The organism is Kitasatospora sp. CM 4170 (assembly GCF_032110285.1).
Taxonomy (GTDB): domain Bacteria; phylum Actinomycetota; class Actinomycetes; order Streptomycetales; family Streptomycetaceae; genus Kitasatospora; species Kitasatospora aburaviensis.
The window spans coordinates 6,033,930-6,057,364 of record NZ_CP134877.1 but is presented as its reverse complement, the minus strand read 5'-3'; the positions used below and the strand labels follow the sequence as shown (position 1 = coordinate 6,057,364).

General features: G+C 72.1%; 19 protein-coding genes. 6 read left to right on the top strand and 13 right to left on the bottom strand.

What is annotated here, in order from left to right:
* Window positions 1-16: 16 nt before the first annotated feature.
* Both RMN57_RS25920 and RMN57_RS25915 read right to left on the bottom strand, forming a co-directional pair.
* Complete coding sequence (locus tag RMN57_RS25920; protein WP_313765705.1) at window positions 17-1,273, bottom strand: spermidine/putrescine ABC transporter substrate-binding protein; 1,257 nt, start codon at window positions 1,271-1,273, stop codon at window positions 17-19.
* 53 nt (window positions 1,274-1,326) lie between these two features.
* Entirely contained in the window at window positions 1,327-2,838 is a 1,512-nt protein-coding gene (locus tag RMN57_RS25915; RefSeq protein WP_313765704.1) for a gamma-aminobutyraldehyde dehydrogenase, read from the bottom strand.
* A gap of 425 nt (window positions 2,839-3,263) precedes the next feature.
* Between RMN57_RS25915 and RMN57_RS25910 the strand changes: the two genes are divergently transcribed.
* Window positions 3,264-4,916 carry a PucR family transcriptional regulator ligand-binding domain-containing protein gene (locus RMN57_RS25910; protein ID WP_313765703.1) on the top strand — a complete coding sequence of 551 codons (1,653 nt, stop codon included), beginning with the start codon at window positions 3,264-3,266 and terminating at the stop codon, window positions 4,914-4,916.
* 122 nt (window positions 4,917-5,038) lie between these two features.
* Here RMN57_RS25910 and RMN57_RS25905 read toward each other — a convergent pair whose 3' ends face one another.
* The 3 genes from RMN57_RS25905 to RMN57_RS25895 form a co-directional block, all read right to left on the bottom strand.
* The gene (locus RMN57_RS25905) at window positions 5,039-6,241 is read right to left on the bottom strand and encodes a spermidine/putrescine ABC transporter substrate-binding protein (RefSeq protein WP_313765702.1); all 1,203 of its coding nucleotides are present in this window, start codon (window positions 6,239-6,241) and stop codon (window positions 5,039-5,041) included.
* A gap of 66 nt (window positions 6,242-6,307) precedes the next feature.
* Window positions 6,308-7,666, bottom strand: coding sequence for an aspartate aminotransferase family protein (locus tag RMN57_RS25900; RefSeq protein WP_313765701.1), 1,359 nt, complete (start codon window positions 7,664-7,666; stop codon window positions 6,308-6,310).
* A 166-nt stretch (window positions 7,667-7,832) separates the two neighbouring features.
* Window positions 7,833-9,326, bottom strand: coding sequence for a gamma-aminobutyraldehyde dehydrogenase (locus tag RMN57_RS25895; RefSeq protein WP_313765700.1), 1,494 nt, complete (start codon window positions 9,324-9,326; stop codon window positions 7,833-7,835).
* Between the two features lie 252 nt (window positions 9,327-9,578).
* Here RMN57_RS25895 and RMN57_RS25890 point away from each other — a divergent pair, with 252 nt between their 5' ends.
* The 4 genes from RMN57_RS25890 (at window position 9,579) to RMN57_RS25875 (ending at window position 13,647) form a co-directional block, all read left to right on the top strand.
* Window positions 9,579-10,052 carry an Lrp/AsnC family transcriptional regulator gene (locus tag RMN57_RS25890; RefSeq protein WP_030243538.1) on the top strand — a complete coding sequence of 158 codons (474 nt, stop codon included), beginning with the start codon at window positions 9,579-9,581 and terminating at the stop codon, window positions 10,050-10,052.
* The gene (locus RMN57_RS25885; RefSeq protein WP_313765699.1) at window positions 10,049-11,443 is read left to right on the top strand and encodes an aspartate aminotransferase family protein; all 1,395 of its coding nucleotides are present in this window, start codon (window positions 10,049-10,051) and stop codon (window positions 11,441-11,443) included. The genes RMN57_RS25890 and RMN57_RS25885 overlap by 4 nt, the downstream gene beginning before the upstream one ends.
* A 212-nt stretch (window positions 11,444-11,655) precedes the next feature.
* A complete protein-coding gene (locus tag RMN57_RS25880) occupies window positions 11,656-12,468 on the top strand; it encodes an ATP-binding cassette domain-containing protein (RefSeq protein ID WP_313765698.1) in 813 nt (270 codons plus the stop codon).
* Between the two features lie 27 nt (window positions 12,469-12,495).
* Window positions 12,496-13,647 (top strand): hypothetical protein, encoded by a 1,152-nt coding sequence (locus RMN57_RS25875; RefSeq protein WP_313765697.1) that lies wholly within the window; start codon window positions 12,496-12,498, stop codon window positions 13,645-13,647.
* Window positions 13,648-13,691: 44 nt separating this feature from the next.
* On the opposite strand, the gene rlmN is transcribed toward RMN57_RS25875, so the two are convergent.
* The 6 genes from rlmN to rpsB form a co-directional block, all read right to left on the bottom strand.
* A complete protein-coding gene (gene rlmN, locus RMN57_RS25870; RefSeq protein WP_313765696.1) occupies window positions 13,692-14,792 on the bottom strand; it encodes a 23S rRNA (adenine(2503)-C(2))-methyltransferase RlmN in 1,101 nt (366 codons plus the stop codon).
* A 127-nt stretch (window positions 14,793-14,919) separates the two neighbouring features.
* On the bottom strand, window positions 14,920-16,248 hold the full coding sequence (locus RMN57_RS25865; protein ID WP_313765695.1) for a phosphatidate cytidylyltransferase: 1,329 nt from the start codon (window positions 16,246-16,248) through the stop codon (window positions 14,920-14,922).
* Complete coding sequence (gene frr / locus RMN57_RS25860) at window positions 16,248-16,805, bottom strand: ribosome recycling factor (protein ID WP_313765694.1); 558 nt, start codon at window positions 16,803-16,805, stop codon at window positions 16,248-16,250. Before frr ends, RMN57_RS25865 begins: the two co-directional genes overlap by 1 nt.
* Window positions 16,806-16,924: 119 nt before the next feature.
* Window positions 16,925-17,689 carry a UMP kinase gene (pyrH, locus tag RMN57_RS25855; protein WP_238864016.1) on the bottom strand — a complete coding sequence of 255 codons (765 nt, stop codon included), beginning with the start codon at window positions 17,687-17,689 and terminating at the stop codon, window positions 16,925-16,927.
* 261 nt (window positions 17,690-17,950) lie between these two features.
* Window positions 17,951-18,790, bottom strand: coding sequence for a translation elongation factor Ts (gene tsf, locus RMN57_RS25850; RefSeq protein WP_238864017.1), 840 nt, complete (start codon window positions 18,788-18,790; stop codon window positions 17,951-17,953).
* Window positions 18,791-18,919: 129 nt separating this feature from the next.
* Complete coding sequence (gene rpsB, locus RMN57_RS25845) at window positions 18,920-19,783, bottom strand: 30S ribosomal protein S2 (protein WP_313765693.1); 864 nt, start codon at window positions 19,781-19,783, stop codon at window positions 18,920-18,922.
* A gap of 957 nt (window positions 19,784-20,740) precedes the next feature.
* On the opposite strand from rpsB, the gene RMN57_RS25840 reads away from it, so the two are divergent.
* Window positions 20,741-21,160, top strand: coding sequence for a M23 family metallopeptidase (locus tag RMN57_RS25840; protein WP_313765692.1), 420 nt, complete (start codon window positions 20,741-20,743; stop codon window positions 21,158-21,160).
* A gap of 85 nt (window positions 21,161-21,245) precedes the next feature.
* Here RMN57_RS25840 and RMN57_RS25835 read toward each other — a convergent pair whose 3' ends face one another.
* Together RMN57_RS25835 and whiG are read right to left on the bottom strand one after the other, a co-directional pair.
* The gene (locus RMN57_RS25835; RefSeq protein ID WP_313767965.1) at window positions 21,246-21,818 is read right to left on the bottom strand and encodes a helix-turn-helix domain-containing protein; all 573 of its coding nucleotides are present in this window, start codon (window positions 21,816-21,818) and stop codon (window positions 21,246-21,248) included.
* A gap of 113 nt (window positions 21,819-21,931) precedes the next feature.
* Window positions 21,932-22,765 (bottom strand): RNA polymerase sigma factor WhiG, encoded by an 834-nt coding sequence (gene whiG / locus RMN57_RS25830; protein ID WP_313767964.1) that lies wholly within the window; start codon window positions 22,763-22,765, stop codon window positions 21,932-21,934.
* Window positions 22,766-23,435 lie beyond the last annotated feature (670 nt).

Genomic DNA, 23,435 nt, shown 5'->3' with positions numbered 1-23,435 from the left:
CTGCCGTCAGTGGGGGTCAGGCGCCGATGAGCTTGGAGAACTTCTCCTCAAAGTCGCTCTCCTCGGTCTCGGTGAGGGTCCGGAAGACGTGCGCCTTGGCCGCCATCTCGGGGGTGGGGACGACCAGCGGGTTGGCCGCGCTGTCCGGGGCGAGGGCGGCCAGTTCCTCCTTCACGCCGGTGACGGCGGAGACGAAGCCGATGCCCGCGGTCAGCTGCGCCGCGATCTTCGGCTGATAGTAGAAGTCGATCAGCTTCTCGGCGTTCGCCTTGTGCTGGGCCTTGGCCGGGACCAGCAGGTTGTCGGTGCTGGTCACGAAGCCCTTCTCAGGGATGACGAACTCGATGTCCGGGTTGTCGGCGCGCAGTTGGATCAGGTCACCGCCCCAGGCGACGCAGGCGGCGATGTCCCCGGAGGAGAGCTCCTGGCCGTAGTCGTTGCCGGTGAAGCGGCGGATCTGCTTGCTGTCGACCGCCTTCTGCAGCCGGGCGATCGCGGCGCCGTAGTCGTCGGCGGTGAACTTCGCCGGGTCCTTGCCCATGTCCAGCAGGGTGATGCCGATGCTGTCGCGCATCTCGGAGAGGAAGGTCACCCGGCCCTTGAGGTCGGGGTCCTCCAGCAGCTGGGCGACGCTGGTGACCTCCTTCCCCTTGGTGGCCTTCTTGTTGTAGGCGATGACCACCTGGATGCCGGCCCACGGGTAGCTGTAGAGCCGGCCCGGGTCCCAGTCCGGGGCGCGGAAGCGGGACTCGACGTTGGTGATGGCGGTGGTGACGTTGGCCGGGTTGAGCTTCTGCGCCCAGCCGAGGCGGATCAGCCGGGCGGCCATCCAGTCGGTGAGCACCATCAGGTCGCGGCCGGTGTCCTGGCCGGCCGCGAGCTGCGGCTTGACCTTGCCGAAGAACTCGACGTTGTCGTTGACGTCCTCGGTGTACTTGACCTTGATCCCGGTGGCGGCGGTGAAGGCCTCCAGGGTGCCGTGCTTCTCCTTGTCGTTCTCGTCGGTGTCGACGTAGAGCGGCCAGTTGGAGAAGTTCACCTCCTTCTCGCTGTCCGAGAGGTCCTTGGCGGCGTTCGCGGTGGAGTCGCCGGTCGCGTCGGTGCTCCTCGCCGGCGGGATGCCGCACGCGGCCAGCGAACCCGCGCCGGCGGTGAGGGCGGCGGCGCGCAGCACGGTGCGCCGGCTGAGGGCGGCCCGGCCGCTGGTCAGACTGCGTTCCCAGGCCTTGCGGACCGGTTCCGACAGTCCGTCGGTGAGCTCGTTGAACGCCATGGGACGGGCCTCCTGGGGGGCGAAGGGGGGTGTGGGGGACCACCCGGGTCCGGTTATCTGTCTCCGAAGACGGTGCGGTGCCAGTCCTTGCGGGCGACCGCGGTGGTGTCGAACATGACGTGCTTGACCTGGGTGTACTCGTCCAGCGAGTACTGCGACATGTCCTTGCCGTAGCCGGAGGACTTGTAGCCGCCGTGGGGCATCTCGCTGATGATCGGGATGTGGTCGTTGACCCAGACGCAGCCGGCCGCGAGCTCGCGGGTGGCCCGCAGCGACCGGTGGACGTTGCCGGTCCAGGCCGAGGCGGCCAGCCCGTAGGGGGTGTCGTTGGCCAGCCGCAGGCCCTCGTCGTCGCCGTCGAAGGGCAGCACGACCAGGACCGGGCCGAAGATCTCGCCCTGGACGACCTCGCTGTCCTGAGCGGCGCCGGTGATCAGGGTGGGGCGGTAGTAGGCGCCGCGGGTGAGGTCGGTGCCGTCGTGGCCCTTGCCGGGGGCGGCGCCGCCGGTGACCACGGTCGCGTACCCGCGGGCGCGCTCGACGAAGCCGGCCACCCGGTCGCGGTGGGTGAAGGAGACCAGCGGGCCGAGGTCGGTCTGCGGGTCGAGCGGGTCGCCCAGGCGGATCGCGCCGTACAGCTCGGCCACGCCGGCCACGAAGGCGTCGTAGAGCGGCCGCTGGACGTAGGCGCGGGTGGCCGCGGTGCAGTCCTGGCCGCTGTTGATCAGCGAGGCGGCGACCGCGCCGTGCACGGCGGCGTCCAGGTCGGCGTCGTCGAAGACCACGAACGGGGCCTTGCCGCCGAGCTCCAGGTGGGTGCGCTTGACGGTCGCGGTGGCGAGTTCGGCGACCCGCTTGCCGACCTGGGTGGAGCCGGTGAAGGAGACCATCGCGACGTCCGGGTGCGCGACCAGGTGCTCCCCCGCGACCCGGCCGGCACCGGTGACGACGTTGACCACGCCGTCCGGGACGCCGGCCAGGGTGCAGGCACGGGCGAACATCAGCGAGGTGAGCGGGGTCAGCTCGGCCGGCTTCAGGACGATCGTGTTGCCGGCGGCGATCGCCGGGAGGACCTTCCAGGCGGCCATCTGCAGCGGGTAGTTCCACGGCGAGATCGAGCCGACGACGCCGATCGCCTCGCGCCGCACGTACGAGGTGTGGTCGCCGGAGTACTCGCCGGCCGCCTTGCCCTCCAGGTTGCGGGCAGCCCCGGCGAAGAAGGCGGTGTTGTCGATGGTGCCGGGGACGTCGAACTCGGTGGAGAGCTTGATCGGCTTTCCGGTCTGCGCGGTCTCCACCCGGGCGAGGTCGGCGGCCGCGTCGGTGAGGACGGCGGCCAGCCTGGTCAGCACCTCGGAACGGGCGCCGGGGGTGGCGCCGGCCCACCCGGGCAGGGCGGCCCGGGCGGCGGCGACGGCCTCGTCGACCTGGCCGGCGGAGGCCAGCGAGAACTCCTCGACGACACTGCCGTCGGCGGGGTTGACGACCTGGAAGGGATCACCGCTCCCCCGGCTCTGCCGACCCGCGATGTACTGCGCGCCCGCGCCGAAGTCGGTCAGGTCCATCTGGTTCCTCCAAGTCCCGGTGGTTCGAGTGCCGCACGGACGGCCGCGTCGGCCCCCGTCGTGCTGCACGCGCCGACGGGCCGAGGGCCCGCACCGGCGTCGTGCGGCTGGTCGAGCCGCCGCGCTCGGGGTGCGGGGGAATCCGTCCGGTCGATCACCGGGGAGCGCGATCCTGGCAGGCCCGCCGGACCCCCGACAAGGGATTCCGGCGTTGCTTTCTGGTCACGCGACGGATTCCGACGGTGATGTCCGGGTCTCGCCACAGCCGACCCGCTGACCATGCCTGCTGCCGTCGGCGGGTGACAAGGGTCACTCCGACAACCTCGGAGCGAAGCGCCTTACAGGGTGCAAGGCTTCGGGCAGGGCAACAGGTCGTCGCCGCGGTGGATGATTTACCTGACACTCTGAACCCTGGAGGCCCCGCGATGCTCCCCACCGTCGCCCGTGTGCTCGACCTGGAGGTGATGCGCCGCGGCCTCCCCCAGGTGGTGGCCGGCGCCGACCGGCTGGAGCGCCCCATCCGGTGGGTCCACGTCAGCGAGCTGCCCGACGTCGCCGGTGTCCTCCAGGGCGGCGAGCTGGTCCTGACCACCGGGATCGCCCTGCCCGAGGACCGCGAGGGCCTGGCCCGGTACGTTCGCGAGCTGGACGAGGTCGGCGTGGCCGGGCTGGTCATCGAGTTCGGCCGGCGCTACTTCGACTCGCTGCCGCGCGCCCTGGTGCACGCCGCCGAGCAGCGCGGCTTCCCGCTGATCGCCCTCCGCCGCGAGCTGCGCTTCGTCGCCGTCACCGAGGCCGTGCACGCGCTGGTCGTCAACGCCCAGCTGGAGCAGCTGCGCACCTCGGAGGCGGTCCACCAGGTCTTCAACGAGCTGGTGGTGGAGGGCGCCGAGCCGGCCGAGGTGGTCCGGCAGGTGGCCCGGATGGCCGGCGCGCCGGTCGTCCTGGAGAACCTCGCCCACCAGGTGCTGGCGCACGAGACCGCCGGCCGGCCGGAGACCGAGCTACTGGAGGACTGGGAGCGCCGCTCGCGCGGCGTCCGCCCGGCCGGGCGCACCGGCCACGACCCGCGCAGCGGCTGGCTGGTCACCACGGTCGGCGCCCGCGGCCAGGACTGGGGCCGGCTGGTCCTGGTGCAGGACCCGGGGGCGCTGCCGGACGGCGCCCCGCACCCGCACACCATGCTGCTGGAGCGCGGGGCCTCCGCCCTGGCGCTGAACCGGCTTGTGGTCCGGGACCGGGAGAGCCTGGAGCGGCAGACCCACCGCACCCTGCTCTCCGGCATCCTCACCCACGCGCTGACCGTCTCCGAGGTGGCCCTGCGCGCCCAGGCGCTGGGCGTGCCGCTGGACGGCCGGCGCCTGGTCGGGGTGGTGCTGCGGCAGCGGCGCGGGCCGATCCCGGCGGCGCTGGAGGCCCAGGCCCGGCTGCGGGACTTCACCGAGCTGGCCGCCGGAGCCGTCCGCGGCTGCCGGCTGTCCGCCTTGGTCGGCGCGCTGGACGACGAGGGCGTGGGCGTGCTGATCGCGCTCGGCGCTCAGCAGGACGAGCACACCGCGTTGGACGCCTTCGCCGCCGCACTGCGCCGGCTGACCGCGGAGTCCTCCCGGGACGCCGCGCCCGTGCCGGCCCCGGTCATCGCGGTCGGCTCCTCGGTCGGCTCGGTCCGCGACGCCCGGCGCACCCTGCTGGAGGCCACCCAGGTCGCCGACGCCGCCCTGCACGACGCACCCGGCGGCCGGGCGGCCGCGTACTACCGGCTGCCCGACGTCCGCCTGCGCGGCCTGCTCCACCTGCTGCGCGACGACGCCCGGCTGCAGACCTACGTGGAGCGCGAGCTGGGCCCGCTGCTCGCGTACGACGCGGAGCACAACGGCCAGCTGGTGCAGATGCTGCGGATCTACCTGGAGCAGGGGCGGAACAAGTCCGCGGCCGCGGACGCCGCGCACCTGTCCCGGCCGTCCTTCTACGACCGGCTGCACAAGGTCGAGCGGATCCTCGGCGTCGACCTCGACCAGGTCGAGTCCTGTCTCTCCCTGCACGTGGCCCTGCTGGCGCTGGACGCCGTGCGCCGGTAGCCCCGGCGGCCCCCCGCCCGGTCCACGACGAACAGGAACGGGACCGGGCAGGGCCAGAGACAGGGGCCGGGGCAGGCGCAGGGGCAGGGGCCGGGGCCGGGGCCGGGGCCGGGGCCGGGCGGCTACACCCCGGTGATGCGGGTCCAGACCTTGTGCAGGTCCGGCCGCTCGGCGGCGGAGACGTCGCGCATGGTGTGCAGCCTGGCCCGCATCTCCTCGGTCGGGAAGACGAGCGGGTGCTCCGCCAGCTCGGCCTTCTCCCGGTCCCCGCTGGCGGCCAGCACCTCACGGGCGGCCGGCACCGGGCAGATGTACTGCACGGCGGCGGCCAGCTCGGCCGCCACCTCCGGCTGGTAGTAGTGGTCGATCAGCAGCTCGGCGTTGCGCTTGTGCCCCGCCCGGTTGGGGATCAGCAGACTCTCGGCCCAGAGCTCGCCGCCCTCCTCGGGCACCACGAAGGCGATGTCCGGGTTCTCGGCGGTGAGCTGGACGGCGTCGCCGGAGTAGGCCTGGCAGGCCAGCGCGGCCCCGGAGGCGAGGTCGCTGGTGTAGTCGTTGCCGGTGAAGCGCCGGATGTGCCGGCTGTCGACCATCCGCTGCACCTGGTCCATCGCCCGGTGCGCGTCGTCCGCGGTGAAGGCCGAGATGTCGGCGCCGTGGGAGAGCATCAGCAGGCCGAGCGCCTCGTCCAGCCCGGCGAACAGGGTGACCCGTCCCTTCAGATCCGGCGCCCAGAGGTCGGTGACGGACTTCAGCTCCCGGCCGAGCTCCTTGCGGTTGTAGGCGATGCCGGTGATCCCGGACTGCCAGGGCACGCTGCGCCGGCGGCCGGGGTCGAAGGCCGGGTCGGCCAGCTGCGGGTCCAGCCGGGCCGTGACGTTGGGCAGGTTGGCCCGGTCCAGGGTCTGCACCCAGCCGAGCGAGACGTACCGGCCGGCCATCCAGTCGCTGACCACCATCAGGTCGCGGCCGGGGTCGGTGCCCTGGGTGAGCACCGGGCCCATCTTGCCGAAGAACTCGTCGTTGTCGTTGATGTCCTCGGTGTAGGTGACCTCGATCCCGGTCCGCTCGGTGAAGCCGTCCAGGGTCGGGCGCCGGCCGTCGTCGTCGGTGTCGATGTACTGCGTCCAGTTGGAGAAGCCCAGCCGCTTCTCGCTCTCCGAGCGGTCAGGGGCCGAGCGGCGGTCCTCGGCCACGTAGGCGGACGGGATGCCGCAGCCGGTCAGGGCGCCGGCCCCGAACAGTCCGGCGGCGGCGCCGAGGACGCCGCGGCGGCTCGGGCGGCGGGCACCGCTCGGGCGGCGGGGCAGGGTGGTGCTGGGCATGGTGGGGCCTCCGGAGCGTGGGACGGCCCCGGGCGCACGGGCGCCCGGGGCCGTCCTGTCGGTGTGTCAGACAGTGTGCGCGTCGGTGAGCGACAGCACCTCGTCGAGGACCGCGAGGCCGGCCTTCGCCTCCTCCTCGGTGACGGTGCACGGCGGGACGACGTGGAAGCGGTTCATGTTGACGAACGGCCAGAGCCCGCGCTGCTTGCAGGCGGCGGCCAGCTCGGCCATCGGCGCGTTGGCGGCGCCGGCCGCGTTGTACGGCACCAGCGGCTCACGGGTCGCGCGGTCCTTCACCAGGTCCAGCGCCCAGAACACGCCGAGGCCGCGGACCTCGCCGATCGACGGGTGGCGCTCGGCCAGCTCGCGCAGGCCGGGGCCGAGGACGTTCTCGCCGATGTTCCGGGCGTTCTCGACGATGCCCTCCTCCGCCATGGTGTTGATCGTGGCGACGGCCGAGGCGCAGGCCAGCGGGTGGCCGGAGTAGGTGAGCCCGCCGGGGAACGGCCGCTCGGCGAAGGTCGCGGCGATCTCCGCGCTGATCGCCACGCCGCCGAGCGGGACGTAGCCCGAGTTGACGCCCTTGGCGAAGGTCAGCAGGTCCGGGGTGACGCCCCAGTGGTCGGCGGCGAACCAGGCGCCGGTGCGGCCGAAGCCCGCCATCACCTCGTCCAGGATGAAGACGATCCCGTACCGGTCGCAGATCTCCCGGACCCCGGCCAGGTAGCCCGCCGGCGGGACCAGGATGCCGGCGGTGCCGACCACCGTCTCCAGGATGATCGCCGCGATCGTCCCCGGGCCCTCGAACGCGATCACCTGCTCCAGGTGCTCCAGCGCGCGCTCGCACTCCTGCGCCTCGTTCTCGGCGTGGAAGTTGGAGCGGTAGGCGTAGGGGCCCCAGAAGTGGACCACGCCGGAGACGCCGGTCTCGTTGGCCCAGCGGCGCGGGTCGCCGGTGAGGGCGATCGCGTTGGCGGTGGCGCCGTGGTACGAGCGGTAGGTCGACATGACCTTCTGCCGACCGGTGTGCAGCCGCGCCAGCCGGATGGCGTTCTCGTTCGCCTCGGCGCCGCCGTTGGTGAAGAAGATCTTGTCGAGGTCGCCGGGGGTGCGCTCGGCGATCAGCCGCGCCGCCTCGCTGCGGGACTCGACCGCGAAGCCGGGCGCGATGGTGCAGAGCTTCGCGGCCTGCTCCTGGATCGCGGCGACGACCTTCGGGTGCTGGTGCCCGATGTTGGTGTTCACCAGCTGGGAGGAGAAGTCGAGGTAGCGGTTGCCCTCGTAGTCCCAGAAGTACGAGCCCTCGGCGCCGGCCACCGCGAGGGGGTCGATCAGCGCCTGGGCGGACCACGAGTGGAAGACGTGCGCGCGGTCGGCGGCCTTGACGGCCTGGCCGGCGGCTGAGTCAGCGGTGGGGATGCTCATGCGGCAAGGCTAGGGAGTCCGGCCCCCGCGGTGCAGGTTCATCTTGTCAGGCGGTCACGCGAACAGCCGACAGGGTGACAAGACACAGGGCCCGGGTCGGAACGACCCGGGCCCGTCGTCGGATCACACGATCGGGGACCGGCGATCACATGCTCGACAGCCGCACTCAGATGGCCGTCATCACGTGCTTCACGCGGGTGTAGTCCTCGAAGCCGTAGGAGGAGAGGTCCTTGCCGTAGCCGGACTTCTTGAAACCGCCGTGCGGCATCTCGGCGACCAGCGGGATGTGGGTGTTGATCCAGACGCAGCCGAAGTCCAGGCGGCGCGACATCCGCATGGCGCGGGCGTGGTCCTTGGTCCACACCGAGGAGGCCAGGGCGTACTCCACCCCGTTGGCGTAGCCGACGGCCTCGTCCTCGTCGGAGAACTTCTGCACGGTGATGACCGGGCCGAAGACCTCGTGCTGGATGATCTCGTCGTCCTGGTTCAGGCCGGAGACGACGGTCGGGGCGTAGAAGTAGCCCTTGTCGCCGACCTGGTGGCCACCGGCCTCGACCTTGGCGTGCGAGGGCAGGCGCTCGATGAAGCCGGAGACCTGCTTCAGCTGGTTGGCGTTGTTCAGCGGGCCGTAGAGCACGTCCTCGTCGTCCACGCCACCGGTCTTGGTCTCGGCTGCGGCCTTCGCCAGCGCCTCGACGAAGGCGTCGTGGATCGACTCGTGCACCAGCACGCGGGTGGCGGCGGTGCAGTCCTGGCCGGCGTTGAAGAAGCCCGCGACCGAGATGCCCTCGACGGCCTCGGCGATGTCGGCGTCCTGGAAGACCACGACCGGCGCCTTGCCGCCCAGCTCCAGGTGGACGCGCTTGACGTCCTTGGAGGCGGACTCGGCGACCGAGATGCCGGCGCGCACCGAGCCGGTGATGGAGGCCATCGCCGGGGTCTTGTGCTCGACCATCAGCTTGCCGGTCTCGCGGTCACCGCAGATGACGTTGAAGACGCCGGCCGGCAGCTCCATGTCCTTGAGGATGCCGCCGATGATCTCGGCCAGCAGCACGGTGGAGGCCGGGGTGGTGTCGGACGGCTTGAGCACGACGGTGTTGCCCGCGGCGATGGCCGGGGCGAACTTCCAGACCGCCATCATCATCGGGTAGTTCCACGGCGCGACCTGGGCACAGACGCCGACCGGCTCGCGGCGGACGATCGAGGTCATCCCGTCCATGTACTCGCCCGCGGCCTTGCCCTCCAGCAGGCGGGCGGCGCCGGCGAAGAAGCGGATCTGGTCCACCATCGGACCGATCTCCTCGGAGAGGGTCAGCCCGCGGGGCTTGCCGGTGTTGCGCACCTCGGCGTCGACGATCTCGTCGGCACGGGCCTCGACCGCGTCCGCGATCTTGAGGAGCAGCTTCTGCCGGGTGCTCGGGGTGGCGTCGCGCCAGGCCGGGAAGGCGGCGTCGGCCGAGGCCATGGCGGCGTCCACGTCGGCGGCGCCGGACAGCGGAGAGGTCGCGTACACCTCACCGGTGGTGGGGTCGACGATGTCGAGCGTGCGGCCGTCCGCCGCATCGACGAACTCACCGTTGATGTAGTTGCGCAGCGTACGAAGGTCGCTCACGGGTCTCTCCTCGGTCTGGGCCTGCGGCGTTGCAGATTCCGGCGCCATGGTACGTCGACGGGCCCGCCGTACGAAGGCGCCGAGTGGCCGGGCCCACTGCGGCGCGGTCCACTGGTTTGGCGGAACGCGCGCGGCCCTGCGGGGCTGCGCGCGTACCGTGGCCAGGGTAGCCGGACCACTGCCGGATTCGACAGACCAAGTCCGTTCAGGCGATGAAATCCGTACGCGACTTCCAAGATCACGACGAAATCAGCAGTTTCCGCGCTTGCGAACAGGGGAACGATCGGGCACAGTGGCGGCGTGGCCAACCGCGACCGGAACGCCAGCGTTCCCCTCGACGCCGCCTCCAAGGCGATCATCGAGCAGCTCCAGGAGGACGGGCGTCGCCCGTACGCCGCCATCGGCAAGGCCGTCGGCCTGTCCGAGGCGGCCGTGCGGCAGCGCGTCCAGAAGCTGCTCGACCAGGGCGTGATGCAGATCGTCGCCGTCACCGACCCGCTCACCGTCGGCTTCACCCGCCAGGCGATGGTCGGGATCCGGGTGGAGGGCGACATCGAGCCCGTCGCCGACGCGCTGGCCGCCCTCGACGAGGTCGACTACGTCGTCTGCACCGCAGGCTCGTTCGATCTCCTGGCCGAACTGGTCTGCGAGGACGACGAGCACCTGCTCGAACTGATCAACAAGCGCATCCGCGCGCTTCCCGGCGTGCGGAGCACCGAGAGCTTCGTTTACCTGAAGCTCCGGAAACAGACCTACACCTGGGGCACCCGATGACAGCCGACCCGGCGCAGAAGGACCTTTCCAAGACCGCCTACGACCACCTGTGGATGCACTTCACCCGCATGTCGTCGTACGAGAACTCCCCCGTGCCGACGATCGTCAAGGGCGAAGGCACCTACATCTGGGACGACAAGGGCCGGAAGTACATCGACGGCCTGGCCGGCCTGTTCGTCGTGCAGGCCGGTCACGGCCGCACCGAGCTCGCCGAGGTGGCCGCCAAGCAGGCCAAGGAACTCGCGTTCTTCCCGATCTGGAGCTACGCGCACCCCAAGGCCGTCGAGCTGGCCGAGCGCCTGGCCAACTACGCCCCGGGCGACCTGAACAAGGTCTTCTTCTCCACCGGTGGCGGCGAGGCCGTCGAGACCGCCTGGAAGCTCGCCAAGCAGTACTTCAAGCTCATCGGCAAGCCGACCAAGTACAAGGTCATCTCGCGGGCCATCGCCTACCACGGCACCCCGCAGGGCGCCCTGTCGATCACCGGCCTGCCGGGCCTGAAGGCCCCGTTCGAGCCGCTGGTGCCGGGCACCCACAAGGCCCCGAACACCAACATCTACCGCGCCCCGCACTACCTCGAGGGCCCCGACGGCACCGTCGACCCCGAGGCGTACGGCCGCTGGTGCGCCGACCAGGTCGAGGAGGCCATCCTTTTCGAGGGCCCCGAGACCGTCGCCGCCGTCTTCGTCGAGCCGGTGCAGAACGCCGGTGGCTGCTTCCCGCCGCCGCCCGGGTACTTCCAGCGCCTGCGCGAGATCTGCGACCGCCACGACGTGCTGATGGTCTCGGACGAGGTCATCTGCGCCTTCGGCCGCCTCGGCACCATGTTCGGCGCCGACAAGTTCGGCTACGTGCCGGACATGATCACCTGCGCCAAGGGCATGACCTCGGGCTACTCCCCGATCGGCGCCACGATCATCTCGGACCGCATCGCCGAGCCGTTCTACAAGGGTGACAACACCTTCCTGCACGGCTACACCTTCGCCGGCCACCCGGTCTCCTCGGCCGTGGCGCTCGCCAACCTCGACATCTTCGAGCGCGAGGGCCTGAACCAGCACGTGCTCGACAACGAGTCGCGCTTCCTGGGCACCCTGAGCAAGCTGCGCGACCTGCCGATCGTCGGCGACGTCCGCGGCAACGGGTACTTCTACGGCATCGAGCTCGTCAAGGACAAGGTCACCAAGGAGACCTTCAACGACGACGAGACCGAGCGCGTGCTCTACGGCTTCCTGTCGAAGGCGCTCTTCGACAACGGCCTGTACTGCCGCGCCGACGACCGTGGCGACCCGGTCGTCCAGCTGGCCCCGCCGCTGATCTCCGACCAGTCGACCTTCGACGAGATCGAGCAGATCCTGCGGACCAGCCTCACCGACGCGTGGGCGAAGCTCTGATCCCCTAGATCCTCCTTCCCCACCCTCCGCCGAAGGGCGGTCCCGCCTCCCGCGGGGCCGTCCTTCGGTGTTTTCGGCCGATCGTCCCCACCAAACACGCCTGATTGCGGGTGATTTGCCCGTGATGGACCAGTGCGCCGCAACCGCGCCAGGGCCCGATCGTTCTAATCTGACGACTGTCATATCCCTGCGGCCACCCAGGATGGAACCTCATGTCAGCGGCCCCGCCTGACAACGACGTGCTGTGGGCCCGGGGGATCGTCAAGTCCCATCACGGCACCCCCGCCCTGCGCGGAATCTCGCTCGGCATCCGGGAGGGCGAGGTCCTGGCCGTCACCGGACCGCGCGGCTCCGGCAAGAGCACTCTGCTCGGCTGCCTCTCCGCCCTCCTCCCGGTCGACGCGGGCGAGGTCTGGTTCAACAGCGCCCCGGTGCACACCCTCGGCCGGGCCGGGCGCGAGCGGCTGCGCCGCGACCGCTTCGGCTTCGTCGGCTCCGAGCCGCACCTGGTGCCCGAGCTGACGGCCCGCGAGAACGTCGCCCTGCCGCTGCTGCTCGCCGGCGCCGGCAACAAGGCCGCCTACACCGCGGCCGACGAGTGGCTGGAGCGCCTCGACGTCGGCGAGATCGGCCGGATCCGGCCCGACCGGCTGGTCCAGAGCCAGCGCCAGCGGATCGCCGTCGCCCGTGCGCTCGCCCCGCTGCCGCCGGTCGTCTTCGCCGACGACCCCACCGCCCCGCTGCACCGCGAGGCCGCCGACCAGGTGCTGCGGATACTCACCAGCGCGGCGCGCTCGCACCAGCTCACCCTCGTCCTGGCGACCCACGACCCCGAGCTCGTCCGGTACGCGGACCGCTCCGTCGCCCTCGTCGACGGGCGGCTCGCCGCACCCGCCGCGCCCGTCCTGCGCCACGCCGCCGCCTCGGCGGGGGCTGCCGCGGCCGCCTCGGCCGGGGCCGTGACGCCGGGCGCCGCTTCGCCGGGGACCGCCGGGGCTTCCGCCGTGTCGGCCACGCGCCGCTGACGCCGCCCCGCCGCTGAAAGAGTCGACGTGTTCTATCTCCGCCTGGCCCGGGGCTACCGGGTGCTCGACCTCGGCCGCTGGCTGCTGACCGCGCTGGCCGGCGCGGTGGTCGCCGCCTTCCTGCTGCGCGCCCTCGGCCGGGCGATGAGCGACCCGGCGGGCGGCACCGCCGCCCTCGCCCGCCTGCTCTGGTGCCTGCCGCCGCTGGCCGCGGTCGCCTGGTTCGCCGCCGTCGCCGCCCGCGCGGTGCCCGCCCGGCGGCCCGAGCGGATCACCGGCCTCACCGCCGCCGGGGCCGGTGCGGCCCGGATCCGCGCCCTGATCGCCGGTGAGGTCGCGCTCGCCTGCACCCTCGGCTCGGCGCTGACCCTGCTGCTCTTCCTGGTCCTGCGCAACGACATCGCCGGCCCCTCGCTCGCCCCCGAACTCGGCATGGGCGTCGCGCTGCCGGCCGCCGCCCCCGTCACCCTGATCGCCCTGGTGCCGTTCACCGCCGGACTCGCCGCCGCCGGGGCCGTCCCGCTCGCCGAGACCCTGCCCGGCCGCCGCCGTCCCGCCCGGACCGGCTTCGGTGTGCTGCGGATCGCCCTGCCGGTCGGCCTGGCCGTGAGCGGCCTCGCACTGGAGCTGATCGCCCTGCGTACCGGCGCCGCCGTCGACGGCCGCCCGATCAACCTGCCCGCCGGGCTCGGCACGACCAGCTGGGCCGCCCTCGGCGGCTGGGCGGCGTGCGCCCTCGGCCTCGCCATGCTGACCGGCCCGCTGCTCTCCTGGGCCGGGCGGCTGCTCGCGCTCGGCCGGCCCACCCCGCTGCGGTTGCTCGCCGGGCGGGGTCTGACCGCCCAGGCCCGTCGGCTCGGCCCGCCGCTGGCCGTCCTCGCCCTGGCGCTCGCACTGGTGCTCACCACCATCCGCTACTGGATCGGCGAGCCCGGCAGCGCCGATGCCCTGCCCGCCGTCGAGGCCGGGCTGGTGCTCGGCTGCACGGCGGCCGCGGTGGTCTCCCGGCTCGCCGAGCTGCGCACCGACCGCCAGGACGTCGCCGAGGCGCTGCTGCGGCTCGGCGCCGCGCCCCGGCTGCTGGTCGGGGCGGTCGCGCTGCGGGTGCTGGCCGTCGGCACCGTACTGCTCGTCACCGGCGGGCTGACCGCCGTCCTGGCGGCCGCCGGGCTGCACTGAGCGCGCCGCCGGGGCGGCGCGCCCGGTGTGGTGGTGCGGCCGGCTCAGCCCGCCGCGGCGAGCTGACCGCAGGCCCCGTCGATCTCCTGGCCGCGGGTGTCCCGGACGGTGGTCGGCACGCCGTGCGCCTGCAGCCGGCGGACGAACTCGCGCTCGTCCTCGGGCCGGGAGGCCGTCCACTTCGAACCCGGGGTCGGGTTCAGCGGGATCAGGTTGACGTGCACCCGGTGGTTCTTGATCAGCCGGCCGAGCAGGTCCGCCCGCCACGCCTGGTCGTTGATGTCCTTGATCAGCGCGTACTCGATGGAGATCCGGCGGCCGGACTTCTCCGCGTAGTTCCACGCCGCGTCGAGCACCTCGGCGACCTTCCACCGGGTGTTCACCGGCACCAGCTCGTCGCGCAGTTCGTCGTCCGGCGCGTGCAGGGAGAGCGCGAGGCGGCAGGAGAGCCCCTCGTCCGCCAGCCGGTTCATCGCGGGGACGAGACCCACCGTCGAGACGGTGATGCCGCGCTGGGAGAGGCCGAAGCCGTCCGGCGCCGGGTCGGTCAGCCGGCGGATCGCGGCCAGCACCCGGTTGTAGTTGGCCAGCGGCTCGCCCATGCCCATGAAGACCACGTTGGAGAGCCTGGCCTCGCCGCCCGGGATCTCCCCGCCCTTGAGCGCCCGCATGCCGGCGGCGATCTGCTCGACGATCTCGGCGGTGGAGAGGTTGCGGGTCAGACCGGCCTGGCCGGTCGCGCAGAACGGGCAGTTCATGCCGCAGCCGGCCTGCGAGCTGATGCACATGGTGACCCGGTCCGGGTAGCGCATCAGCACCGACTCGACGAGCGTGCCGTCGAACAGCTTCCAGAGCGTCTTGCGGGTGGTGTCGTCGTCGCACGAGACGTGCCGGACCACCGACATCAGCTCGGGCAGCAGGCTCTCGGTGAGCTTCTCCCGGCTGCCGGCGGGGATGTCCGTCCAGCTCGCCGGGTCGTTCGACATCCGGCCGAAGTAGTGGTTGGAGAGCTGCTTCGCGCGGAACGGCTGCTCGCCCAGCTCGGCGACGGCCTCCTTGCGCTCGGCGGGGCTGAGGTCGGCGAGGTGTCGCGGGGGCTTGGCGCCGCGCGGCGCGACAAACGTGAGTTCTCCGGGCTTAGGCATGGTTCATCCAGTGTCGCAGACGGCGCGGGCTCGCCGGACAGCACGAGGGCCCCGACCGTCCGGGGCCCTCGCGGCCGGGTGTGCGGCAGGACGGGCTCTAGCTGCCGTGTGTGCGGCAGGGCGGGCTCTAGCTGCCGACGAAGGCCGCCAGCAGCAGCCAGACCACCGGCGCCGTCGGCAGGAGCGAGTCCAGCCGGTCCATGATCCCGCCGTGGCCGGGCAGCAGCGTGCCCATGTCCTTGATGCCGAGGTCTCGCTTGATCATCGACTCGCCCAGGTCGCCCAGGGTGGCGGTGACCGCCGCGCAGCCGCCCAGGATCAGGCCCTGCCACCAGCTGCCGTCGTCGATGATCAGCTGCATCAGCAGTGCGCCCGCCAGCATCGACAGCGCGATGCCGCCGGCCAGGCCCTCGCGGGTCTTGCCGGGGCTGATCGTCGGCGCCAGCTTGGTCCTGCCGAACTTGTAGCCGACGGCGTAGGCGCCGGTGTCGCTGCAGATCGTGACGATGAGGAAGAGCACGATGCGCTGTGCGCCGTCGTCCGCCGCCAGCATCATCGCGACGAAGGTGGCCAGGAACGGCACGTAGAAGGCGGTGAAGACGCCCGCCGTTATGTCCCGCAGGTAGTTCTCCGGCGGCTCGGCCATCCGCCAGACCATCACCGCCAGCCCGGTCAGCGCCAGCGAGGCCGCCGCCCACTGCACCCCGGACCAGTAGCCGGTGGCGATCATGGCGATGCCGCCCGCGACCAGCGGGACCAGCGGCGCCTTGATCTGCTTGCGCTCGGACAGCCGGCTGGTCAGCTCCCAGACGCCGACCGAGACCGCTGCCATCACCACGACCAGGAAGAACGCCTTGACGACGAACAGCGAGGCGATGATCACCGCGCCGAGGCCGACCCCGACGCCTATCGCGGCCTGGAGGTTGCGACCGCCGCGCTGCTTGCGCTGCTGCTGCGGCTGCGAGTCGGGCTGGGCCACGGGTGTCTCCTGCCCTGGGTGGAACGACGGCACGGGGTGGGGCTGCCCCGCCGCCGGGTGGTTCTGCGGCGGCGCGGGATACGCCGACGCCCCCGGGTACGGCTGACCACCGGGACCGGGGGTGGGCGCGGCGTCGTCGGCGACCGCGCGCAGCACGACCGTCTCCGCCGCACCCGGCACCGCCGCCGCGGGCTGCTCGTCCCGGAACAGCGGGCCGCTCAGCCGCCCGGCCTCCCGGGCCGGCCCCTCGACGGGGTCGGGCCCGGGATCGGCCGGTACGGGGGGCATGACCTGAGTCTGCTCCGCGTCACCGCCCCAGTACACCGGAGGCTGCTGCGAGTGACCCGTTCGGTGGCCGGGGTCACCCGCAGCGGTGCCGGGAACACCCGGCTCCGCGGCGGGCTGGTACGGGCGGTACGGCTGGTACTGCTGGTCGGATGGGCCCCAGTAGCCAGGGGCGTCAGGGGCGTCGTTCATCAGACTTCGAGCAGCTCGGCTTCCTTGTGCTTCAGCAGCTCGTCGACGGTCGCCACGTACTTGGCCGTGGTGTCGTCGAGCTCCTTCTCCGCGCGGCGGCCGTCGTCCTCGCCGACCTCGCCGTCCTTCACCAGCTTGTCGATGGCGTCCTTGGCCTTGCGGCGCACGGCGCGGATCGAGACCTTGGCGTCCTCACCCTTGCTGCGGGCGAGCTTGATGTACTCGCGGCGGCGCTCCTCGGTGAGCTCGGGGAGCACCACCCGGATGATGGAACCGTCGTTGGACGGGTTGACGCCCAGGTCGGAGTCGCGGATCGCCTGCTCGATGGCCTTCAGCGCGGTCTTGTCGAACGGCGAGACGACCGCCATCCGCGGCTCCGGCACGGAGAAGGAGGCCAGCTGGTTGATCGGCGTCACGGCGCCGTAGTACTCGGCCACGATCTTGGCGAACATCGCCGGGTGGGCGCGGCCGGTGCGGATGGCGGCCAGGTCGTCCTTGGCGACGGCGACGGCCTTCTCCATCTTCTCCTCGGCCTCGAGGAGGGTCTCTTCGATCACTGTGTACTCCCTGTCCGGTTCATCTGCTGTTGTCCCGACCGGTGGCGGCGTCGAGGCCGGTCGCGGTGTGGAGACCGGCGACCGCGGTGTCGACGCCGCCCCGTACGGCTGTGTGCTGCTCAGGCCCGGACAGAATCCTGGCTGATGAGTGTGCCGATCTTCTCACTCTTCACCGCCCGCGCGATATTGCCCTCGGCCAGCAGCTCGAAGACCAGCATCGGGAGGTTGTTGTCCTTGCAGAGCGTGATCGCGGTGAGGTCGGCGACCTTGAGGTCGCGCGCGATGACCTCGGAGTACTCCAGCGCGTCGAACTTGACCGCGTCCGGGTTGGTCCGGGGGTCGGAGTCGTAGACGCCGTCCACGCCGTTCTTGCCCATCAGCAGGACATCGGCGTGGATCTCCAGCGCACGCTGGACCGCCGTGGTGTCGGTGGAGAAGTACGGCATGCCCATACCGGCGCCGAAGATCACCACACGGCCCTTCTCCAGGTGCCGGACGGCACGCAGGGGCAGGTAGGGCTCGGCGACCTGGCCCATGGTGATGGCTGTCTGGACGCGGGTCTCGATGCCTTCCTTGACCAGGAAGTCCTGGAGGGCGAGGCAGTTCATCACGGTGCCGAGCATGCCCATGTAGTCGGAGCGGGCCCGGTCCATACCGCGCACCTGCAGTTCCGCGCCGCGGAAGAAGTTGCCGCCGCCGATGACCACGGCGACCTCGGTACCGGCGCGGACGACCGTGGCGATCTCGCGGGCGATCGCGTGCACGACGTCCGGGTCGACGCCGAGTCCGCCGCCACCGGCGAAGGCCTCACCGGACAGCTTCAGCAGCACCCGGCGGCGCGAGCCTGCCTGCGGGTCCAGCGCGGTCTCCTGCGTCTCCTGCATGGACTTCTCCTTCTACACCTACTGGTTCACAGGCGCGGGGGTGCGGGTCACCCGGCCTGCGCGTACACGCGAGGAGGCCACTGCCGCGGGAACCGGTACGGTGTCCTGCACGGCAATGGCCTCCTCGTCGTTCATGGTGCCGACGCGGCCCGCCCATAGACGGATGACGCTGGGCGAGCCCGTTCGGCGTCCCTCCCGCCCTGGTCAGCGGGCGGGGGCGGTTCCCAGCCTAAGCGCGCCGGGAGTCCGGTGGAACGTGGCTCAGGCGCCGACGCGGAAGCGGGCGAAGCGCTTGAGGGCGACGCCGTTCTCCTCGAGGACCTTGGCGACGGACTTCTTGTTGTCCTTGGCGAAGGCCTGCTCCAGGACGGAGTTCTCCTTCACGAAGCCGGTGACGCGACCCTCGACGATCTTCGGCAGGGCGGCCTCGGGCTTGCCCTCCTCGCGAGCGGTGGCCTCGGCGACGCGGCGCTCGTTCTCGAGGTCCTCGGCCGGGATGTCCTCGCGGGACAGGTACTTCGGGGCGAAGGCGGCGATGTGCTGCGCGACGTCCTTGGCGACCTCGGCGTTCTCCTTGTCCAGCTCGACCAGGACGCCGACGGCCGGCGGCAGGTCGGGGCTGGTCTTGTGCAGGTAGACCGCGACGAAGCCGTCACCGTCGAACTGGGCGAAGCGACGGAAGACGATCTTCTCGCCCAGGGTCGCGTTGGCCTCGTCCACGAACTGCTGGACGGTCTTGCCGGCCTCGATCTCGGACGCCAGGGCGGCGTCCAGGTCGGCCGGGGCGGTCTTCGCGACGTGCGCGGCGATCGCGTCGGCGACCTTGACGAAGTTGTCACCCTTGGCGACGAAGTCGGTCTCGCAGTTCAGCTCGACCAGGACGCCGGACTTCTTGTCCTCGGCGATCAGCGCGGCAACGGCGCCGTTGGAGGCGTCGCGGCCCTCGCGCTTGGCAACGCCCTTCTGGCCCTTGATGCGCAGGAGCTCGACGGCCTTCTGGACGTCGCCCTCGGCCTCGTCCAGGGCCTTCTTGCAGTCCATCATGCCGGCGCCGGTGAGCTCACGGAGCTTCTTGACGTCCGCGGCGGTGAAGTTCGCCATGGTGTGAATCTCTTCTCGCGTCTCGCGTGTCTGCGTGGGGTTGCGCCGGGACCCCTGGTTCGGTCCCGGCGCGGGAGAGAGGGGCACCTACCGGTGTCGTACCGGCGGGTGCCCCTCACCCTTGGTACGTCAGGCCTGCTCGGCCGGAGCCTCGGCAGCGGCGGGAGCCTCGGCAGCGGCGGGGGCCTCGGCGGCGGCGGGGGCCTCGTCAGCCTTCTTCTCGCCCTCCAGGAGGTCCTTCTCCCAGTCGGCCAGCGGCTGGTCGGCGCCCGGCTCGGCCTTCGCGTCGCCCTTGGCGACACCCGCGCGGGCCTTGAGGCCCTCGGCGACGGCGTCGGCGATCACACGGGTCAGCAGGGTGACGGAGCGGATCGCGTCGTCGTTGCCCGGGATCTTGTAGTCGACCTCGTCGGGGTCACAGTTGGTGTCGAGGATGGCGACGACCGGAATGTTGAGCTTCCGGGCCTCGCCGACCGCGATGTGCTCCTTCTTGGTGTCCACGATCCAGACGGCGCTGGGAACGCGCTGCATGTCGCGGATACCGCCGAGGGTCTTCTCCAGCTTGTCGTGCTCGCGCTGCAGGACCAGGAGCTCCTTCTTGGTGAGGCCGGAACCGGCCACGTCCGAGAAGTCCAGCTCGCCGAGCTCCTTGAGGCGCTGCAGGCGCTTGTAGACGGTCGAGAAGTTGGTCAGCATGCCGCCGAGCCAGCGCTGGTTCACGTAGGGCATGCCCACGCGGGTGGCCTGCTCGGCGATGGCCTCCTGGGCCTGCTTCTTCGTGCCGACGAAGAGGACGCTGCCGCCGTGGGCAACGGTCTCCTTGATGAACTCGAAGGCGCGGTCGATGTAGTTCAGCGACTGCAGGAGGTCGATGATGTAGATGCCGTTGCGCTCGGTGATGATGAAGCGCTTCATCTTCGGGTTCCAGCGGCGGGTCTGGTGACCGAAGTGGACGCCGCTCTCCAGCAGCTCCCGCATCGTGACGACGGCCATAGCCGTGCTCCTCAGGTGTTGCGCCCGGCTCTGGCGCAGTCGTCGTCGCGGTGCGCACGGTGGCGCTCCCGCTCGGGCGTCTGCGAACGGCCGGGTCAGGCTCGGTTTTGTCCGTGGCGGCCAGGTGACAGCCACGCCTGACGCCCCGAACGTGCCGAGCCGTTTCACCCGAGCGGTCCGGGGACCGGTCGGGCTCGGCGGACCGAGCGGCACTCGCACCTGGCGGGGGCGGCGGCCGAGCCGCATCCGACCACCGGTGGCGGGGCGTGCGAAGTCGACCCGGCGGACCGGGTCGCGTGTGAAGTGTACGGGAAGCGCCGAGCGCCGGGCGACTCCAACGGGTTCGGGCGGGGGCGGGGGGAAGTGGGGAGAGGGGCGGGGAGGAAGCGGGCGCGGGTGGGCGACGTCCGGAGGGCGAGGTCCGGAGGGCGAGGTCCGCAGGGGGTGTGGGGCGTGCGGGTGGGGCGGTGCGGGGGCTGCACACCCTCAGGGGTGACGGCGGCAGTCGTCGGACGGTGGCGACCTCCTGCGGGGGACGCCGTTTGTCCACAGGGCCTGGTTTGTCCACAGGAATCGGGGACGGGGTGGCGGGGGTGGCCGGCCACGCGGAGCCTCGGGCGTATGAGTGCTGTCCAGATGACTGCTGGTGTCGGGGGCGCCGGTTCGCCTCCCCTTCGGCCTGGGTGTCGGCATCGGGCCCGGCTTCGGCGCCGGGTTCGAGTTCGGCCTCGGCTTCGGCGGCCGGTGGTGGTGGCGCTCACGGCGCTGCTTCTGACGTCGCTGCCGGCCGGTGCGCCGGCACCGGCGAGTCACGCGGCTGGGCCCGCGGCTGGTGGCGCTGATGGCGCGGGCGGTCAGGGCGACCGGGGCGACCGGGGCGCCGTCCGCGGCGGCGCTGCCGGATCCACAGTCGGCAGTGGTACCCGTACCGGTGCCGGTTCCGGACGGGCGTGGCCGGTGGGTGGGCCGGAGGGCCTGCTCACTCGGTTCGAGGCCCCGCCGAAGCCGTGGGCGGCCGGCCACCGGGGCGTGGACCTGGCCGCCGCACCCGGCTCGGACGTCCGCGCTGCGGCTCCCGGCGTGGTCTCGTACTCCGGCCCGGTGGCCGGCCGACCGGTGGTCACCGTCACCCACCCGGCCTCCGGCACTCCACCCTTGCGGACCACCTACCTGCCGGTCACCGGCGTCCTCCCGGTGGGCACCACGGTCGCGGCCGGTCAGGTGATCGGACATCTCGTGGGCGGTACCGGCAACGGCCACTGCGGCGGCAACGACTGCCTGCACTGGGGCCTGCTGCGCGGCGAGCGCTACCTCGACCCGCCGGCCCTGTTCGGCGCCGGTGCCTCGCGGCTGCTCCCGCTCGGCCACGCAGGTTGAGCCTGCCCCGGCGAGGGCCGGTCGGGCGGGCTCCGGGGCACGCCGACGGCGTCAACGCGCCAACCGCGTCAGTGCGCCGATGGCGTCAGCGCCGGTCGAGGCCGCGCAGGGCGAGGGCGACGGCCGCGTCCGCAACGGCGTCGGGGCTCTCGGTGCAGCCGCCTGCGGCGCTCTGCTCGGCCTGCCGCACCGCGGCCTCCACGATCCCCTGGAGCAGAGCCGCCGCCAACCGCGGCCCCTCGTGCCCGAGGTCTTCCAAGGCCTGGACGACGAGCCCGACCAGCTTGCCGTGCGCGGCCCGGATGCGTTCGCGCGCCGCCTCGTCCAGCTCCAGCGCCGAGATCGCCACCACCGCCCGGTGCCGCGGATCCCCGGCCAGTGCGAGCTGGCCCCGGACGTACGCCTCGATCCGGCCGGCCGCGGTGTCGCAGCTCTCCATCCCGGCCTCGATCTCGGCCGCCCAGAGCGGGAAGTCGACCTCGCACAGCATCTCGACCACGGCGGCGCGGGAGCGGAAGTACTCGTAGACCGAGGAGCGCGCCAGCCCGGTGCGTGCCGCGAGCGCGGGAAAGGTCAGCGCCTCCATGCCTCCCTCGGTGAGGAGGCTGCGGGCAGCATCGAGTAGGGCAGCCCGCTGCAGCTGGCGGTGCTCGGCCAAGGTGGCCGCACGGATCTTCGGCACCCTCCCACTCTACGGAGCCCTACACCCGGTCGACACGGCACCGCACGAATCACGCACGACTCGACCCGCCGGCGGTGCCGCCACCCGGCCTATCGGATGTCCGACATTTTGGCGCGCAGCTGGAGGACCGACTTGGTGTGGATCTGGCTGACCCGGCTCTCCGTCACCCCGAGGACCTGTCCGATCTCGGCGAGGGTCAGCCCCTCGTAGTAGTAGAGCGTCACCACCGTCTTCTCCCGCTCCGGGAGCGTGTTGACGGCCTGGGCGAGCAGCCGGCGCAGCTCCCGGTCCTCGGCCACCTCGACGGGGTTGTCCGCGCCGTGGTCCTCCAAGGTGTCCATCAGGCTCAGCCGGTCCCCGTCACCGCCGACCGGGTGGAGCAGTTCGTCCAACGCCACCACATTGGCGAGCGAGAGCTGGCTGAAGATGGCGTGGAGGTCCTCGATCGCGATGCCCATCTCCGCCGCGACCTCGGGCTCGTGCGGCGTCCGACGCAGCCGGGCCTCCAGCGTCGCGTACGTGCGCTCGACCGCCTTGGCCTTCTGCCGCACCGAGCGCGGGATCCAGTCCAGCGCCCGCAGCTCGTCGATGATCGCGCCGCGGATCCGGCTGATGGCGTACGTCTCGAACTTGATGGCCCGGTCGATGTCGAACTTCTCGATGGCGTCGATCAGCCCGAAGACGCCGGAGGAGACGAAGTCGGCCTGCTCGACGTTGGAGGGCAGGCCGACCCCGACGCGGCCCGCCACGTACTTGACGAGTGGGGAGTAGTGCAGGATCAGCTGCTCCCGCAGCCGCTGATCACCCGTCTCCTTGTAGGAGCGCCAGAGCGCTTCCAGCGCCGTGCGTTCGTGACCGGCCGGCCCCCGTCTGGGAGCAGGCGTTTCGGCGGTCGCCGCCGCCGACCCGGGGGTGGCGACCACCGCCGGGCCCGGGCTGGCAGGTGACCCGGTGACGGCAGCCGACTCGGGGGCAGCGGACGGCGCGGGGACGGCGGGCGATGCGGGGACGGCGGGCGGGCCGGAACCGGCGGCCTGGGCGACCGGCTCGGCGATGCCGGCGGGCTCGGGAACGCCCGACTGCTCCGGGGCACCGGCCGGCCCGGTCGGCCCGGGGTGCTCGGGCGGACCGGCCTGCTCGGGTGCACCGGTCACGCCGGGCGTCTCGGACTGCCCCTGGCGATCGGACAGCCCCGGAGCGGCCGACCGGCCCTGAGCAGCCGACTGCGCGGTGGCCTCCTGCGTACCCTCGGCGTCCGGCCGTTCGGCCTGCTCCCCGGCCGGGGCCGGCCGGCCACCACCCTGCCGCGTCAGGGCCCCCATCGCACCCGTCGCCTTGGGCGGGAACTCGGTCACGGGGCGCCGCTCGGTCCGCGGCCCTCCCGAGGACCGGGCGCCACCGGTCACTCTGTGTCCGGGAATGTGTGTGGGCATGCGTTGGTCTGCGCCGTTCTGCCGAGTCATGTGCTGATAGGGAAGGCATGGCGAGCGTAGCGTGACCGAGTCACTGCATTGTGCTACCGCCACTCGGTCGTCCCCCGATCCGGTGGCGTTCGTGTCACCGGATCCGGGCGCGGGAGCACGGGGCGGGCCG

Coding starts and splice junctions, on each gene's coding strand:
- RMN57_RS25920 (WP_313765705.1), bottom strand. CDS start 1,273: ATGGCGTTCAACGAGCTCACCGACGGACTGTCGGAACCGGTCCGCAAG.
- RMN57_RS25915 (WP_313765704.1), bottom strand. CDS start 2,838: ATGGACCTGACCGACTTCGGCGCGGGCGCGCAGTACATCGCGGGTCGG.
- RMN57_RS25910 (WP_313765703.1), top strand. CDS start 3,264: ATGCTCCCCACCGTCGCCCGTGTGCTCGACCTGGAGGTGATGCGCCGC.
- RMN57_RS25905 (WP_313765702.1), bottom strand. CDS start 6,241: ATGCCCAGCACCACCCTGCCCCGCCGCCCGAGCGGTGCCCGCCGCCCG.
- RMN57_RS25900 (WP_313765701.1), bottom strand. CDS start 7,666: ATGAGCATCCCCACCGCTGACTCAGCCGCCGGCCAGGCCGTCAAGGCC.
- RMN57_RS25895 (WP_313765700.1), bottom strand. CDS start 9,326: ATGGCGCCGGAATCTGCAACGCCGCAGGCCCAGACCGAGGAGAGACCC.
- RMN57_RS25885 (WP_313765699.1), top strand. CDS start 10,049: ATGACAGCCGACCCGGCGCAGAAGGACCTTTCCAAGACCGCCTACGAC.
- RMN57_RS25880 (WP_313765698.1), top strand. CDS start 11,656: ATGTCAGCGGCCCCGCCTGACAACGACGTGCTGTGGGCCCGGGGGATC.
- rlmN (WP_313765696.1), bottom strand. CDS start 14,792: ATGCCTAAGCCCGGAGAACTCACGTTTGTCGCGCCGCGCGGCGCCAAG.
- RMN57_RS25865 (WP_313765695.1), bottom strand. CDS start 16,248: ATGAACGACGCCCCTGACGCCCCTGGCTACTGGGGCCCATCCGACCAG.
- pyrH (WP_238864016.1), bottom strand. CDS start 17,689: ATGCAGGAGACGCAGGAGACCGCGCTGGACCCGCAGGCAGGCTCGCGC.
- tsf (WP_238864017.1), bottom strand. CDS start 18,790: ATGGCGAACTTCACCGCCGCGGACGTCAAGAAGCTCCGTGAGCTCACC.
- rpsB (WP_313765693.1), bottom strand. CDS start 19,783: ATGGCCGTCGTCACGATGCGGGAGCTGCTGGAGAGCGGCGTCCACTTC.